Source organism: Micromonospora sp. DT229 (genome assembly GCF_049844505.1).
Classification (GTDB): domain Bacteria; phylum Actinomycetota; class Actinomycetes; order Mycobacteriales; family Micromonosporaceae; genus Micromonospora.
In genome coordinates, this window is the sequence record NZ_JBNCLD010000016.1 from 106,681 (window position 1) to 121,367 (window position 14,687).

Here is a 14,687-nt window from a genome sequence, read left to right on the forward strand (position 1 = left end):
CATCTTCGGCCCGGCCTGACGGACAGCATTCGACCCACCACGGAGGTCAGGCATTCGTGGCGGCCAGAGCCGTCCGCGCCACCAGGGCACGCCGCAGGTCGTCGTCGGCGTCGGTGACCACCCGGCGCAGCCCGGGGGTCAGGTCGTCGCGGGCCAGCAGCGCCACGGCCGCCTCCCGGGTGGTCTGCGCCACGGCGTACCGGGGGAAGGCCAGGTGGGCCACCTCCTCGGCCACCCAGGGGGTACGCAGCCGGGCGGCGGTCGGCATGTCGACGAAATAGCGCGGTACGTAGTCCGCGGTCAACTCCCCCTGCTCGGGCTGCCAGAAGCCGGCTGCGGTCGCCTCGACCAGCCGGTTGGACAGCTCCGTGTTCGCCATGATGATCTCCCAGGCGGCCCGCTTGGCGGCCGGATCGGCCACGGCAGCGCGGCACCGGGCGGCGCGTTCCGCACCGGCGGCACTCGGGTCGGCCGCCGCCTCCGCCTCGATCTCGGCCCCACCCGCCATCCCCAAGGTCACCAGCCGACCGAGGATCGCCCAACGCAACTCGGTGTCGACCGCCAGGCCCTGCGGCACCTCCCGACCATCGAGCCAGCCGGTCAGCAGGGCGGCGTCCACGGTCGCGGCGATCAGACCCCGGGCCGCCGCCAACTGCGCGGAACTCCCGGCGGGGGCACCATCGAGCATCTGGCGGCAGGTCTTGTCGATCACCGCCAGAGCGGTCTGCCGCATGGACGGATCGAGGTAGCGGTCTACGAGGGAACGACTCATGGCCAGCACGTCCTCGACGATGATCACCTCGGTCTCGGTGGGCAGCACCGCCCCGATCAGCTCCACCACCGCCATGACCGGCCGTTCGCCGTCGATTGCCGCGCCCAACGCCTCGCCCCACAGCAGGGCGCGGGGCAGGGGGTCTGCCAACCGGGGCAACAGCAGGGGCACCGCCGCGACGGAGGCGGAATCCAGACGGATCTTGGCGAAGGTCAGGTCACCGTCGTTGGGCAGCAGGACGGCCGACGCCGACTCACCGGTCAACCCGGCCAGCACGGTGCGACCACCGTCGGTCCTCGGATCCAGGTCGACCTCGATCCGCTCGGCGCCGCCGTCGACGGCATACCGGCCCACCCCGATGCGGTGCGGGCGCAGCACCGGATGGGTCGCCGGGGCGGTCTGCGTGACCGCCACCTCCCGGTAACGGCCCTCGGGGTCCAGATCCACCTCCACCCGCAGGGTGTTGACCTGGGCGGTACGCAGCCACACCTGGGCCCAACCGGCCAGGTCCCGCCCACTCGCCGACCCGAGACTGGCGAGCAGGTCGGTCAGGGTGGCGTTGCCGAACCGGTGCCGGGAGAAGTAGTCGTTCAGCCCGGCCAGGAAGGCCTCGTCGCCGAGCCAGGCCACCAGTTGCCGCAGCACACTGGCACCCTTGGCGTACGAGATGCCGTCGAAGTTGAGCAACGCCTCGGCGGCGTCGGGCACCTGCTCGGGAGCCACCGGGTGGGTGGAGGGGCGCTGGTCGGCGGCGTACCCGCCCGCCTTACGGCGCAACGCGAAGGTCGTCCAGGCCTGGTCGAACCGGGTCGCCTCGGCGGTGACCCGGGTGCCCAGATATTCCGCGAACGACTCGTTGAGCCACAGGTCCTCCCACCACCGCATGGTGACCAGGTCACCGAACCACATGTGGGCCATCTCGTGGGCGATGGTGGTGGCCCGCAGCTCGCGCTGGGTGTCCGTGACCGCCGACCGGAAGATGTAGTCGTCGCGGAAGGTGACCAGCCCCGGATTCTCCATGGCCCCGGCGTTGAACTCCGGCACGAAGGCCTGGTCGTACTTGCCGAAGGGGTACGGCTCGGCGAACAGCTGGTGGAAGCGGTCCAGGCACTGCCTGGTGACGGTGAAGATCTCCTCGGCGTCGGCGTCCAGGTGCTCGGCCAGAGAACGCCGGCAGTAGATGCCGAGGGGAACACCCTCGTGCTCGTCGCGGCGGTGGTGCCAGGGCCCGGCGATCAGAGTGAACAGGTAGGTGGCGATCGGCAGGGTTGGGGCGAACTCCCAGCGCCCCGGAGCCGTCCTGGCCGCCACCTCGGCGTTGGCCGCGACCGTCCAGTGCGACGGTGCGGTGACCGACAGGGTCACCGGGGCCTTCAGGTCCGGCTGGTCGAAGGCGGCGAAGATGCGCTGCACCTCGTCCAGGAAGGACATCGCGTAGAGGTAGGTCTCACCGTCGGCGGGGTCGACGAAACGGTGCATCCCCTCCCCGGTGTTGGTGTACGCCATCTCCGCCTCGACGGTCAGGATGTTCTCCTCGACCAACCCGGTCAGGGGCAGCCGGTTGTCCGCCAGCGCGGCCGGGTCCAGGTCGACGCCGTTGAGGTGTACCGCCAGCAGGGTGGCGGGCTTGACCTCGACGAAGGTCTCCGTGCCGGTGGCGGTGAACCGGATGGTGACCTGCGACCGGAACCGTTCGTCGCCGGTGGTCAGGTCGAGGTCCACGTGATACGACACGACGGCGATCGACGCGCCACGCGCGGTCGACTCTGCACGGCTCAGGCTCGGCATCCGCTTATCCTGCCGGATGGGGTCGCCAGCGGGCGTCCCCATTTACCCCCGACGCTGGAGGACTGGACCATGACAACGCACCCCAAGGGCGACTTCGACCTCTCCCGGGCGGTCTGGCAGCGGGCCGAAGGGGACACCTCCGAGGCCGCCGTGGAGGTCGCCTTCGTCGACGACCTGATCGGCATGCGCAACTCCGCCGAACCGGATGGTCCGGTGCTGGTGTTCACCCAGGCCGAGTGGGACGCCTTCGTCGCGGGCGCCCAGGACGGTGAGTTCGACCTCGACTGACCGGCCGTCGCCCCGGTCGGCGGGACCCGTTCCGCCGTGCCGGACCGGGGCGAACCCTCAGCCGACATCGCCGTCACCCCAGCCCAGGCCACCGGGCCCCGGGGCGTGATGGAACCCCGGATGACCGGCGACATCGACGCAGCGCTCACCATCGGGGCCGAGGGCCCCGCAGAACAGCCGCTCGGCCCGCCGCCAGTCGCCGGCCGGGGACACCGCGGCGGCACCGAGGGCCACCTCGGGCCGCAGAAGGCTGAGGGCCTCGGCGTATCCGACAGCCGTCTCCCGCGCGGCGGCCAGATCGCCAGCGGTGAAGCCGAGATGCGCGGTGTAGCAGCGATCCGGAACCAGCCGCCGGGCAGAGGTGATCAGCGGCGGGTCGCCACCCCCACGCAAGGCCCCGGTCATCCACCGCCGCCAGGGTGCCGGCCTGTTGTCCTGCATACGTCCCTCCCCCGCGAGCCCGCCGGCCCAGCTGCCGCGCCCCGCCCGCCGACTGCGCGGCCTTCGGGGCCGGACGGCGGGCGCGGTGCGCGCCGCCCGGATGGGCGGCGTCGCCGACGCTTGACGCAGTCAACCAGGAACGCCGCCTCCCGGGAGGGGCCAGCTGGCCCACACACCGCGCCCGCCGACCGGCCGACGCGGGTGTCAGGCCGGGTGCAACACCGTACGCAGACACCCCTCCTGCTTTTTCTCGAAGATCTCGTAACCCCGCGCACCCTGCTCCAGCGACATCGGATGGGTGGCCAGGTAGGCGGGGTCGATCTCCCCGGCGGCCAGCCGCTCCAGCAGCATCGGGATGTACCGCTGCGCGTGCATCTGCCCCATCCGCAGCACCAGGGCCTTGTTCATCGCCGCACCCAGCGGGAACTTGTCCACGAAGCCCGCGTAGACGCCGACGATGCTGACCGTGCCCCCCTTGCGCGCGGCCATGATGGCCTGCCGGACCGAGGTCGGCCGGTCGAACTGCGACCGGGTGGTCTGCTTGGCCCGGTCGTACGCGTACGCCGGGCCGACGTCGTGGGCCTCATGCCGACCGCCTCGATGCAGGCGTCCGGTCCCCGGCCGGCGGTCATCTCCCGCAGCGCCTCCAGCACGTCGGTCTCGGCGTAGTTGACCGTCTCCACCCCGAGCCGGTCGGCCGCGGTGGACAGCCGTTCCGGCAGCCGGTCCACCATGATGACCCGCTCGGCGCCGAGCAGTTGGGCGGCCCGGGCGGCCATCTGACCGACTCCCCCGGCACCCCACACCGCGACCACCTCACCGCCGGTCAGACCGCAGAAGTCCGCGGCCATCCAGCCGGTGGGCAGGGCGTCGGAGGCGAAGACCACAGAATCGTCCGGTACGCCCTCGGGCACCTTGAACGCACCGATGTCGCCGAAGGGCACCCGCACGTACTCGGCGTGACTGCCAGAGTAGCCACCGGCGGCGTGCGAGTAGCCGAGGATGCCGGCGGGTGAATGCCCCCACAGCTTCTCGCTGAACACCGGCTGGGGGTTGGAGTTGTCGCACAGCGAATACTGCTCGGTCCGGCAGTACCAACAGCCGCCGCAGGCCACCACGGAGCCGACCACCACCCGGTCCCCGACGGCGATCCGCCGTACGCCCGGTCCGGTCTCCACCACCTCGCCCATGAACTCGTGGCCGAGGATGTCCCCCTCCCGCATGGCCGACAGGAACCCGTTGATCAGATGCAGGTCGGAGCCGCAGACACTGCTCGCCCGTACCTTGACGATGATGTCCCCGTCCGCGCGTACCGTCGGCTCCGGCACGTCGCGTACCTTCAGCTTGCCGACCCCCTCCCAGCACAGCGCCCTCATGCCCGGCCTCCCGCCGACAGCCGCTCGCGCATGGTGTCGGTGGCCCGTTCCTGCCGGGCGCTGCGCCCCGAGGGGTCGCGCCGGGTCTGGATGATCTCGCCGCACTCGATGAGCGACTTCACCCGACGCAGGGTGTCGCGCAGCCGCAGATCCGGCTCGTTGCCGCCGGCCAGGCCGAGGGCCCGACGCACCGGGCCGCCGCGGTAGCGCAGCTCGGTCCGGATCTCGGTGCCCCGCCCCTGCGGGGCCGCCACCAGCTCCACGGTGCCCTGTTGGTCCGGGCCGTCGGTGACCCGCCAACTCAACCGGCCCGGACCGGTGACGGTGATCTCGGCCCGCCACTCGACGCCCGCGCCGGAGTCGTCGAAGGCCACACACCGCCAGTGCTCGTCGTCGATCCGCTCCAGGGTCGCCCACTCGGCCAGGGCCTGGTCCAGCTGCTCCCGGTCGGTCCAGAAGCCGATCACCGCCTCGACCGGCCGGTCGACCGTCACCCCGCGCCGCACCACGTACCAGCCGTCCTCCTTGACGGGCTGGTGCCGATGTCGCCGCCGCGCGACCGTCCGGCCGACGACAACCGCGGTCACGGTGGCGGCGCCGAGCAGCACCCACCTCGCGCCGTTGCTCCTCATCATGTCTCCTTCATCCGAGATGTTCGGGGTGGACCTCCCTCCCGAGCGCTACCCCGAGGGTGGTCGACGAAACGACATCGCGGACGTGTGGGCCCCGGGCCGCCTGATTGGTCGTTTCGCTGCGCGAGCACGGCCGGGCTATGACAATTGAGGACCAACGGGCCCGCGAGATCGCCATGCGCGTGCGCACCTCGCGCCCTCGGCCACGGGCGTATCCAGATCCACAGGGGTGACATCAATGGCGCATCAGGCAGACCGCGGTCGGCCGGACCGCACCCGCGTCCAACTCGCCGCCCTGGTCGTGGCCGCCCTGTTCCTGGTCCTCGGGGTGGCCGGCTTCATCCCCGGGATCACCACCGGGTACGGCGACATGACCTTCGCCGGGCACCACTCCGGGGCGAAGCTGCTCGGCGTGTTCCAGGTGTCCATCCTGCACAACCTGCTGCACCTGGGCTTCGGTCTGATCGGGCTGGTGGCGGCCCGCCGACTGGCCGGCGCACGGATCTTCCTCACCGCGGGCGGGGCGGTCTACCTGGCCCTGTGGCTGTACGGCTGGGCGACCGAGGACGACAGCGCGGCCAACTTCATTCCGGTCAACGGTGCCGACGACTTCCTGCACCTGGCGCTCGGCTTCGGCATGCTCGCCCTGGGCCTGCTGCTGTCCAACAACCGTGGTACCGGCGGGCGACTCGACAATCCCCTCGACCGCCCCTGATCCCGGCACGCACCGTATCGCCGAAACGGCGGGGTGCACAGCGGTGGGAAACCGCCGTTTCGGCGAAACGGAGTCGATCAGCGGCGCAGGCCGGCGGCTGGTGGGACTACTCGGCGTCGTCCGGCTCGGGCAGGGCCTCGGGCTCCGGCGAAGGCTCCACCTCGTCGGCGGGCCGCTGCCGGCGGGCCTTGCGGGCCGCCAGCCGCTCGGCCGCGCTGGCCCGGGTCGACTTCTCCTCCAGCCGCACGTCGCGGCCCCGACTCCCGGGTACGAACTCCGCGCCCGCGTAGAGGGTCGGCTGCCAGTCGAACTCCCGCTCCCCGATGCGCACCAGGTCACCCGGCTGGGCACCCGCCCTGGCCAACTGCTCCTCGACACCGAGCCGAGCCAGCCGGTCGGCGAGAAAGCCCACCGCCTCGTCGTTGTCGAAGTTCGTCTGACGCACCCACCGCTCGGGGCGCACCCCCCGCACGGTGTACGAGCCGTCCGGTTCCGCCTCGATGGTGAAGCCGGCGTCGTCGACCGCCCTCGGCCGGAGCACGATGCGGGTCGGTTCGGCGGTTGGCACCGCCGCCCGCGCCTGCTGCACCAACTCCGCCATCGCGTAGGTGAACTCCTTGAGCCCTTCCCGGGTGGCCGCGGAGACCTCGAAGACCTGCAGACCCCGGGCCTGCAGGTCGGGCCGGACGATCTCGGCAAGGTCGCGCCCGTCGGGCACGTCGATCTTGTTCAAGGCGACCAGGCGGGGCCGGTCGGCCAGGCCACCGTACTCGGCCAGCTCCGCCTCGATGGTGTCGATGTCGGCGAGCGGATCCCGTCCGGGCTCCAGGGTGGCGGTGTCGATGACGTGCACCAGCACGGCGCAACGCTCGATGTGCCGGAGGAACTCCAGGCCGAGACCCTTGCCGGTGGCCGCCCCGGGGATCAGACCGGGCACGTCGGCCACGGTGAAGGTGTGGTTGTCGACCCGGACCACGCCGAGGTTGGGCACCAGGGTGGTGAACGGGTAGTCGGCGATCTTCGGTTTGGCTGCGGAGATCACCGAGATCAGCGACGACTTTCCGGCCGACGGGAAACCCACCAGGCCGACATCGGCGACGCTCTTGAGTTCCAGCACCACGTCCAGGTGCTCACCCGGCTCGCCCAGTTCGGCGAAGCCGGGGGCCTTCCGGCGGGCGTTGGCCAGCGAGGCGTTGCCCCGGCCGCCACGACCGCCCCGGGCCACCTCGAAGGTGGTACCGGCACCGACCATGTCGGCGAGCACGGTGCCGTCGAGGGTCTGCACGACCGTCCCGTTGGGCACCGTGATCACCAGGTCGGCGCCGTTGGCGCCGTCCCGGTTGGAGCCGGCGCCCCCGCGGCCGTTCTGCGCCTTGATGTGCGGGCGGAAGTGGAAGTCGAGCAGCGTGTGCACCTGCGGGTCGACCACCAGGGAGACGCTGCCGCCGTGCCCGCCGTTACCCCCGTCGGGGCCGCCGAACGGCTTGAACTTCTCCCGGTGGATCGAGACACAGCCGTGCCCGCCGTCGCCGGCCTGCAGGTGCAGGACGACCCGGTCAACGAACGTAGTCACGCCGCAATCCTTCCAGCGGGGAGTGCCCCCGCATCTGAAAAGGCGAAGCGGGCCGGGACATTCAGGTCCACGGCCCGCTCCTGCCGAACAACTACTACTGCGGCACGATGCTGACGGTCTTGCGACCGCGCTTGCTGCCGAACTGGACCGCACCGGCGGACAGCGCGAAGAGCGTGTCGTCGCTGCCGCGGCCGACCAGGTCACCGGGGTGGAACTTGGTGCCGCGCTGCCGGACGATGATCTCGCCCGCGCTGACGACCTGACCACCGAAGCGCTTCACGCCGAGCCGCTGGGCCGCGGAGTCCCGGCCGTTACGCGAGCTGGACGCACCCTTTTTGTGAGCCATCTTGAGACGACCTACTTCCCGCTGGAGATGCCGGTCACCTTGACCTGGGTCAGCGGCTGGCGGTGACCCTGGCGCTTGTGGTAGCCGGTCTTGTTCTTGAACTTGTGGATCCGGATCTTCGGTCCCTTGGTGTGTGCGGCGATCTCGCCGGACACCTCGACCTTCGCGAGCTTGGTCGCGTCGGTCACCAGGTCGTCACCGTCGACGAGGAGCACCGCGGCAAGCTTCACCGCGTCGCCGGGGGCACCGACGAGCTTCTCGACCTCGATCACGTCGCCTTCGGCGACCTTGTACTGCTTGCCGCCGGTCTTGACGATCGCGTACATCGGAGGCGCACTCCCTGTCGTTGAGGCTGCTAGCGTCTTTTCCCACCGTTGCCGGTCGGTCGTCCCCACGGCGGCTCGCCGGGTAGCAGAGGCACGGCGGCGCGGGCACGCGGGAACTCGGCACACAAGGGTGCGCCGCAGGCAAGCGTACGCCATGCTGGCCCCGCGTCCCAAACCGCCCCCACCCGAGCACCGCGAGGGCCCGGGGACGTACCCCGCAGCCCCTCCGGTGGGAAGGGGCTGCGGGTACTGCTTCGATCAGGGTCGGGTACGCCGTCGGGCGCCGGGCCGGCGGGAGCGGCGACGGCCGGAACCGCCCTCGTCGTCGTCGTCCTCGGCCAGCGCGTCCGGGTCGTCCGGGGCGGCCAGCCGGGCCGACTCGCCCTGATGGCTGTCGGCGACCTCCGGCGCGGCCGGGGTCTCGGCCTCGTACCGCGACAGGTCGTAGCCCATGGTGTCGTAGTCCGTGTCGGCGCTGCTCGTGCTGTCGGTCTCGGCGACCTCCACCACGGTCCGCTCGGCCGCAGCGCTCTTGCGGGCCCGACGCCGGGAGGAGGCGGTCGGCTGTTCCGTCGTCGTCGTCGGCGCCGCCGCCGAGGCGACCGCCTTGACCTTCTCCGCCCCACCGGAGCGGGGCTTCTCCGGCACCGGCTCGGTGTGAATGATCAGGCCACGGCCCTTGCAGCAGTCGCAGGTCTCGCTGAACGCCTCCAGCAGACCGGCACCGATCCGCTTGCGGGTCATCTGCACCAGGCCCAGCGAGGTGATCTCGGTGACCTGGTGCTTGGTACGGTCCCGGCCCAGGCACTCGGTCAGCCGACGCAGCACCAGTTCCCGGTTCGACTCCAGCACCATGTCGATGAAGTCGATCACCACGATGCCGCCGATGTCGCGCAGCCGCAACTGGCGGACGATCTCCTCGGCCGCCTCCAGGTTGTTGCGGGTGACCGTCTCCTCCAGGTTGCCGCCCGCACCGGTGTACTTACCGGTGTTGACGTCGACCACGGTCATCGCCTCGGTCCGGTCGATGACCAGATGGCCCCCGGAAGGCAGGAAGACCTTGCGGTCGAGCCCCTTGAGGATCTGCTCGTCGATGCGGTACTCCGCGAAGACGTCCGTGGTGCCCACGTGCCGACGCAGCCGGGCCAGCAGGTCCGGCGAGACATGCGACAGGTACGACTCGACCATGTCGTACGACTGGTCGCCCTCGATCACCAGCTCGCGGAAGTCCTCGTTGAACAGGTCCCGGACCACTCGGATGACCAGGTCCGGCTCCTCGTAGAGCAGCACCGGGGCACCGCCCTCGGCGGCCTTGGCCTGAATGTCCTCCCACTGCGCCTGGAGCCGCTTGACGTCACGGGCCAACTCGTCCTCGCTGGCCCCCTCCGCCGCGGTCCGGACGATCACCCCGGCGCCGTCGGGCACCAACTTCTTCAGCGCGTCACGCAGGCGCTTGCGCTCGGTGTCCGGCAGCTTGCGGCTGATCCCGGAGGCGTTGCCACCGGGCACGTACACCAGGTGCCGCCCGGAGAGCGCGACGTGGCTGGTCAGCCGGGCACCCTTGTGCCCGATCGGGTCCTTGGTGACCTGCACCAGCACCGAGTCGCCGGACTTGAGTGCCTGCTCGATCGAGCGGGCCCGACCCTCCAGGCCGCTGGTGTCCCAGTTGACCTCGCCGGCGTACAGCACCGCGTTGCGGCCCCGGCCGATGTCGACGAACGCCGCCTCCATGCTGGGCAGCACGTTCTGCACCTTGCCGAGGTAGACGTTGCCGGCCATGGTGCCGGAGGAACTGCGGGTGACGTAGTGCTCGACGAGCACGCCGTCCTCCAGCACCGCGATCTGGGTGCGGTCGCCGCGCTGCCGGACCGCCATCACCCGGTCGACGGCCTCCCGGCGGGCCAGGAACTCGGACTCGCTGAGGATCGGCGGGCGGGTACGGCGCTGCTCACGACCGTCCCGGCGGCGCTGCCGCTTGGCCTCCAGCCGGGTCGAGCCGGAGACACCCTGCACCTCGTCGACCGTACGACGGGGCTCCCTGATCTTCACCACGGTCGGCACGCCGTCGTCGGCGGCCCCCTCGGTGTCGCCGGCACCCCGCCGACGCCGCCGCCGACGCCGACGGGTCAACCCGTCACCCTCGGTGTCCTCGCCGCCCTCGTCCGTGTCGGTCTCGGCCTCGGCCTCCGCCTCGGTCTCCTCCGCCTCGGCCGCGACGACCTCCTCGCCGTCCTCGGCCTCGCCGTCCTCGGCCTCCTCCGCGCCACCCTTGCCGCGTCCCCGACCCCGGCGACCACGCCGACGGCGGCGCCGTCCGGCGGCGCTCTCCTCGTCGTCCTCGTCCTCGGCGGCCTCCTCGGCCTCTGCGGCGGGCTCCTCCTCCTCGACCTCGGGCGTCACCACCGGCTCGGTCTCCCGGCGGCCACGACGACGGCGACGGGCGGGCTCTACCGGCTCCTCGGCGATCTCCTCCTCGGCGGCCAGAGCGGCGGCGGCGGCGATCCGGGCGGCCGTGATCTCCTCCGGGGGCATGAACAACACCGTCGGCGCGGTGAGCGCGGCCCGACGACGACGCGACCGCGGCTCCGGCTCCGCGGGCGTCTCCGCTTCCGGCACCACCGGCACCACCGGCACCGGCTTCGGGCTCGGCGCCGGTTCGCCGGCTGCATCCGTGGCCGGCGGCGTCTGCGCCGTCGGCTCGACACCTTCGGTGGGCTCCTCAGCCGGTACGGGGGCACCCTCGGTCGAGGTCGCAACGGCTGCGAAGTCGGCCCCGGCAACGGGCTCGACCGCGACCACCGGCTCCTCGGCCGTCAGTTCCTCGACCACCGCCAGTTCCTCGACGGCCGGCGGCTGCTCGGCCACGGCAGGGGTGGCCTTCCGACGCCGGGTACGGGTCACCTTGACCGGCGGTACGACGTCATCGGCGGTCACCTCGACCTCAACCGCGGCCAACGGCTCCTCGCTGCTCTTCGCAGCCGGGGTGGCCTTACGGCGTCGTCGGGTGGTCTTGGGGGCGGGGTCGAGGTCACCGGAGACCGGCGCGAGGACCTCCGCCTGGGGGGCTTCCCCGCTATCCACGGCCGGCGTACTCGGCGCCTGCACCGGAGCATCGACCTGTTCGGGCTGGCCGACCGGGGTGGCTCGTCGTCGGGTGGTCCGCCGTCGGGGCGGTGCCGCCTCGGGGGGCACGCCGGTCAGGTCGGCCGCACCACTCACCGTGCCGGGGGCGTCCTCCGACGGGGTGTCACCCGACCCGGTGCCGCTCATCGGCGTACCGGCGCCGCGCGCCGCGTCGACGGTGGTGGGCTCGGCGGCCGGGTTCGCACCGGTCTGTTCGCCGCCCTCGGGCTCGTTCTCGAGCATGGACGTTCTCCAGTTCTGGCTTCCCCGGGCGCGGGTGAGCGCTGCCACGCAGGGATGCCGCAAAAGGTGTTTCCCCGGGCGCACGGGGTGCGCGACCGGCGAAGTCTGCCTGCCTGGGCGCCGACCGTCGGTCAGCGTCCGCCGATGGTTGCCCCGTCGCGGTCCGCGTCCAGCGGATCCACGATCGCCCCCTGCGCGGTCAACGTGCCCTGAGCCAGCCGGATCACCTTCGGGGCCACCGGCGGCTCCAGGCCGGCCACCACGCGGAGGCCGGAAAGGACGTCATCGGGTCGTACGGACGGGGTGACCTGCCGTACGACCAGTTCGAGTATCGCACACGGTACGGCTGATGCCCCGGAAGGCGTCGCCGACGGGGCGTTCACATCGATGGCGATGACTGCGGCCCGCGCATCGAAGGTGCGCCGCCCCTGCTTGGTCATCCGCTCTACCTGCACCTGCTCGGCGGCGCTGAAGGCGGCCACGGCCTTGGCGAGTACCTCGGGATCCACCTGCGGCAGCTCGATGCGCCACCGGGAGGCCTCGATCCGGTCGGCCAGCCCGCTGCCGGTCGCCACCACTGCGTCGAGCACGTCCAGGCCGGGCGAGAGCGCGGAGTCCAACGCCGCACGCAGGGCCTCCGGGTCGACCGGCTCACGCAGGCCGATCTCCAGGTACTCGGCCTCGCTGGCCACCCCGGTCGGCGCCGCGCTGGCGTACGAGATCTTGGGGTGTGGGGTGAAGCCCTGTGAGAAGGCCACCGGCACCCCGGCACGGCGCAACGCCCGCTCGAACGCCCGGGCGAAGTCCCGGTGCGAGGTGAACCGCAACGGGCCCCGCTTGGCGTACCGGATCCGCACACGCTGGACGACCGGCGCCTGGCCGCCTTCGGGCTGTGGTCTCTTACTGATCTTCATGCTCCTCGCTGGCGGACCGACCGGGTCACTGCTGGGCGCCGGTGGGCAGCCGCAGGCCGTTGACCGGGGTCAACGGGAGCAGTTTCCGGCCGGTCGGGCCGATCTGGATCTCGGTGTCCATCGCCGGGCAGACCCCGCAGTCGAAACACGGAGTCCACCGGCAGTCGTCCTGCTCGTACTCGCTGAGCGCGTCCTGCCAGTCCTGCCAGAGCCAGTCCTTGTCCAGGCCGGAGTCCAGGTGGTCCCAGGGCAGGACCTCCAGTTCGTCCCGCTCGCGGGTGGTGTACCAGTCGAGATCCACCCCGAAGGCGGGCAGTACCTCGGCGGCGGCCTCCACCCAACGCTGGTACGAGAAATGCTCGCTCCAGCCGTCGAACCGGCCGCCGTTCTCCCAGACCTTGCGGATCACCGCGCCGACCCGGCGGTCACCCCGGGACAGCAGCCCCTCGATCAGGGACGGCTCACCGTCGTGATAGCGGTAGCCGATGGCCCGGCCCAGCGAGCGGTCCGCGTTGATCGCCTGCTTGAGCAGCCTGAGTCGGTGGTCGATGACCTCCGGCCGCTCCATCGCCGCCCACTGGAAGGGGGTGTGCGGCTTCGGCACGAACCCGCCGATGGAGACCGTACAGCGGATGTCCTTGGACCCGGTGGCGGCCCGACCGGCCCGAATGACCTCATGGGCCATGTCGGCGATCTCCAGGACGTCGGCGTCGGTCTCGGTGGGCAGCCCGCACATGAAGTAGAGCTTCACCTGCCGCCAGCCGTTGGTGTACGCGGTGACCACCGTACGGATCAGGTCGTCCTTGGAGACCATCTTGTTGATGACCTTGCGGATCCGCTCCGACCCGCCCTCCGGGGCGAAGGTCAGACCGGTCCGCCGCCCGTTACGGGACAACTCCTGGGCCAGCTCGATGTTGAAGGCGTCCACCCGGGTCGAGGGCAGCGACAGCGACACGTTCGTGCCCTTGTACTGCTCGGCCAGGCCGGAGCACATGTCGCCGATCTCGGAGTGGTCGGCCGAGGACAGCGACAGCAGACCCACCTCGTGGAAGCCGGAGAACTCCAGCCCCTGCTGCACCATCTGCCCGACCGTGGTGATGGACCGCTCGCGTACCGGCCGGGTGATCATGCCTGCCTGGCAGAACCGGCAGCCCCGGGTGCAACCGCGGAAGATCTCCACGGCGTACCGCTCGTGCACCGTCTCGGCCAGCGGGACCAAGGGCTTCTTCGGGTACGGCCAGGCGTCCAGGTCCATCGTCGTGCGCTTGTGCACCCGGAAGGGCACGTCCGCCCGGTTCGGCACGACCCGCTGGATCCGACCGTCGGGCAGGTAGTCCACGTCGTAGAACCGGGGCACGTAGACGCTCTCGGTACGCGCCAGCCGCAGCAGCAGCTCGTCGCGGCCCCCCGGGCAGCCCTCGGCCTTCCAGTCCCGCAGGATCGCGGTGATCTCCAGCACCGCCTCCTCGCCGTCGCCGAGCACCGCGGCGTCGACGAAGTCGGCGATCGGCTCCGGGTTGAAGGCGGCGTGCCCGCCGGCCACGATCACCGGGTCGGCGTCGGTGCGGTCCGCCGCCAGCAGCGGGATGCCGGCCAGGTCGATCGCGGCGAGCAGGTTGGTGTAGCCCAGTTCGGTGGCGAACGACACGCCGAACAGGTCGAAGTCGCGCACCGGCCGGTGGGCGTCAACCGTGAACTGCGGCACCCCGTGGGTGCGCATCAGCTTCTCCAGGTCCGGCCAGACCGCGTAGGTCCGCTCGGCCAGGGTGTCGGGCAGTTCGTTGAGCACCTCGTAGAGGATCTGCACGCCCTGGTTGGGCAGGCCGACCTCGTAGGCGTCCGGGTACATCAGCGCCCAACGTACTGTCGCGGAGTCCCAGTCCTTGACCACCGCGCCCAGTTCACCACCGACGTACTGGATGGGCTTGGTCACCTGGGGCAGCAGCGGCTCCAGCCGGGGCCACACGGAATTGGCCGCGACGGGACGCGGTGTGGTGGACGGGACGCTCATGATGCTCAAGGGTACGCGCCTCCCCTGTCGACGGCCGCGCCACACCTGTCCTGCCGATCCGCCGGACCGCCGCCCCGCTGGCCGACGACCCTCCGGAGCGGGCCACCCGCCTGCCCGGGAGCCGCCTGATTCGGTCAGG

At 71.5% G+C, this 14,687-nt stretch carries 11 protein-coding genes and 1 pseudogene; 2 read left to right on the top strand and 10 right to left on the bottom strand.

Annotation, left to right across the window (positions count from 1 at the left end):
• Positions 1-46: 46 nt before the first annotated feature.
• The gene (pepN, locus tag ACLQ2T_RS22490; protein WP_425768318.1) at positions 47-2,560 is read right to left on the bottom strand and encodes an aminopeptidase N; all 2,514 of its coding nucleotides are present in this window, start codon (positions 2,558-2,560) and stop codon (positions 47-49) included.
• Between the two features lie 69 nt (positions 2,561-2,629).
• Here pepN and ACLQ2T_RS22495 point away from each other — a divergent pair, with 69 nt between their 5' ends.
• Entirely contained in the window at positions 2,630-2,848 is a 219-nt protein-coding gene (locus ACLQ2T_RS22495; protein WP_012014682.1) for a DUF397 domain-containing protein, read from the top strand.
• 57 nt (positions 2,849-2,905) lie between these two features.
• Here ACLQ2T_RS22495 and ACLQ2T_RS22500 read toward each other — a convergent pair whose 3' ends face one another.
• The 3 genes and pseudogenes from ACLQ2T_RS22500 to ACLQ2T_RS22510 form a co-directional block, all read right to left on the bottom strand.
• Positions 2,906-3,289 (bottom strand): hypothetical protein, encoded by a 384-nt coding sequence (locus tag ACLQ2T_RS22500; RefSeq protein ID WP_425768319.1) that lies wholly within the window; start codon positions 3,287-3,289, stop codon positions 2,906-2,908.
• Between the two features lie 204 nt (positions 3,290-3,493).
• Positions 3,494-4,665: pseudogene (locus ACLQ2T_RS22505) on the bottom strand (zinc-dependent alcohol dehydrogenase).
• The gene (locus tag ACLQ2T_RS22510) at positions 4,662-5,297 is read right to left on the bottom strand and encodes a cyclase (RefSeq protein ID WP_425768320.1); all 636 of its coding nucleotides are present in this window, start codon (positions 5,295-5,297) and stop codon (positions 4,662-4,664) included. Before ACLQ2T_RS22510 ends, ACLQ2T_RS22505 begins: the two are co-directional and overlap by 4 nt.
• A 238-nt stretch (positions 5,298-5,535) precedes the next feature.
• On the opposite strand from ACLQ2T_RS22510, the gene ACLQ2T_RS22515 reads away from it, so the two are divergent.
• On the top strand, positions 5,536-6,012 hold the full coding sequence (locus tag ACLQ2T_RS22515) for a DUF4383 domain-containing protein (RefSeq protein WP_425768321.1): 477 nt from the start codon (positions 5,536-5,538) through the stop codon (positions 6,010-6,012).
• Positions 6,013-6,118: 106 nt separating this feature from the next.
• Here the strand turns inward: ACLQ2T_RS22515 and obgE are convergent, their stop codons facing one another.
• The 6 genes from obgE to ACLQ2T_RS22545 all read right to left on the bottom strand — a co-directional run bounded on the left by obgE (position 6,119) and on the right by ACLQ2T_RS22545 (position 14,548).
• Positions 6,119-7,585, bottom strand: a complete 1,467-nt coding sequence (obgE, locus tag ACLQ2T_RS22520) for a GTPase ObgE (RefSeq protein WP_425768322.1) — start codon at positions 7,583-7,585, stop codon at positions 6,119-6,121.
• Between the two features lie 94 nt (positions 7,586-7,679).
• On the bottom strand, positions 7,680-7,931 hold the full coding sequence (rpmA, locus tag ACLQ2T_RS22525) for a 50S ribosomal protein L27 (protein ID WP_327024501.1): 252 nt from the start codon (positions 7,929-7,931) through the stop codon (positions 7,680-7,682).
• A gap of 11 nt (positions 7,932-7,942) precedes the next feature.
• A complete protein-coding gene (gene rplU / locus ACLQ2T_RS22530) occupies positions 7,943-8,257 on the bottom strand; it encodes a 50S ribosomal protein L21 (RefSeq protein ID WP_425768323.1) in 315 nt (104 codons plus the stop codon).
• A gap of 258 nt (positions 8,258-8,515) precedes the next feature.
• The gene (locus ACLQ2T_RS22535) at positions 8,516-11,623 is read right to left on the bottom strand and encodes an Rne/Rng family ribonuclease (RefSeq protein ID WP_425768324.1); all 3,108 of its coding nucleotides are present in this window, start codon (positions 11,621-11,623) and stop codon (positions 8,516-8,518) included.
• A 131-nt stretch (positions 11,624-11,754) separates the two neighbouring features.
• Positions 11,755-12,537, bottom strand: a complete 783-nt coding sequence (locus tag ACLQ2T_RS22540) for a TIGR03936 family radical SAM-associated protein (protein WP_425768325.1) — start codon at positions 12,535-12,537, stop codon at positions 11,755-11,757.
• Positions 12,538-12,562: 25 nt separating this feature from the next.
• A complete protein-coding gene (locus ACLQ2T_RS22545) occupies positions 12,563-14,548 on the bottom strand; it encodes a TIGR03960 family B12-binding radical SAM protein (protein WP_425768326.1) in 1,986 nt (661 codons plus the stop codon).
• Positions 14,549-14,687 lie beyond the last annotated feature (139 nt).

Excerpts from the sequence above, each read along its gene's own strand:
- ACLQ2T_RS22515 (WP_425768321.1), top strand. The coding sequence starts at position 5,536 with ATGGCGCATCAGGCAGACCGCGGTCGGCCGGACCGCACCCGCGTCCAA.
- ACLQ2T_RS22510 (WP_425768320.1), bottom strand. The coding sequence starts at position 5,297 with ATGAGGAGCAACGGCGCGAGGTGGGTGCTGCTCGGCGCCGCCACCGTG.
- ACLQ2T_RS22535 (WP_425768324.1), bottom strand. The coding sequence starts at position 11,623 with ATGCTCGAGAACGAGCCCGAGGGCGGCGAACAGACCGGTGCGAACCCG.
- ACLQ2T_RS22495 (WP_012014682.1), top strand. The coding sequence starts at position 2,630 with ATGACAACGCACCCCAAGGGCGACTTCGACCTCTCCCGGGCGGTCTGG.
- ACLQ2T_RS22540 (WP_425768325.1), bottom strand. The coding sequence starts at position 12,537 with ATGAAGATCAGTAAGAGACCACAGCCCGAAGGCGGCCAGGCGCCGGTC.
- ACLQ2T_RS22545 (WP_425768326.1), bottom strand. The coding sequence starts at position 14,548 with ATGAGCGTCCCGTCCACCACACCGCGTCCCGTCGCGGCCAATTCCGTG.
- ACLQ2T_RS22500 (WP_425768319.1), bottom strand. The coding sequence starts at position 3,289 with ATGCAGGACAACAGGCCGGCACCCTGGCGGCGGTGGATGACCGGGGCC.
- rpmA (WP_327024501.1), bottom strand. The coding sequence starts at position 7,931 with ATGGCTCACAAAAAGGGTGCGTCCAGCTCGCGTAACGGCCGGGACTCC.
- pepN (WP_425768318.1), bottom strand. The coding sequence starts at position 2,560 with ATGCCGAGCCTGAGCCGTGCAGAGTCGACCGCGCGTGGCGCGTCGATC.
- rplU (WP_425768323.1), bottom strand. The coding sequence starts at position 8,257 with ATGTACGCGATCGTCAAGACCGGCGGCAAGCAGTACAAGGTCGCCGAA.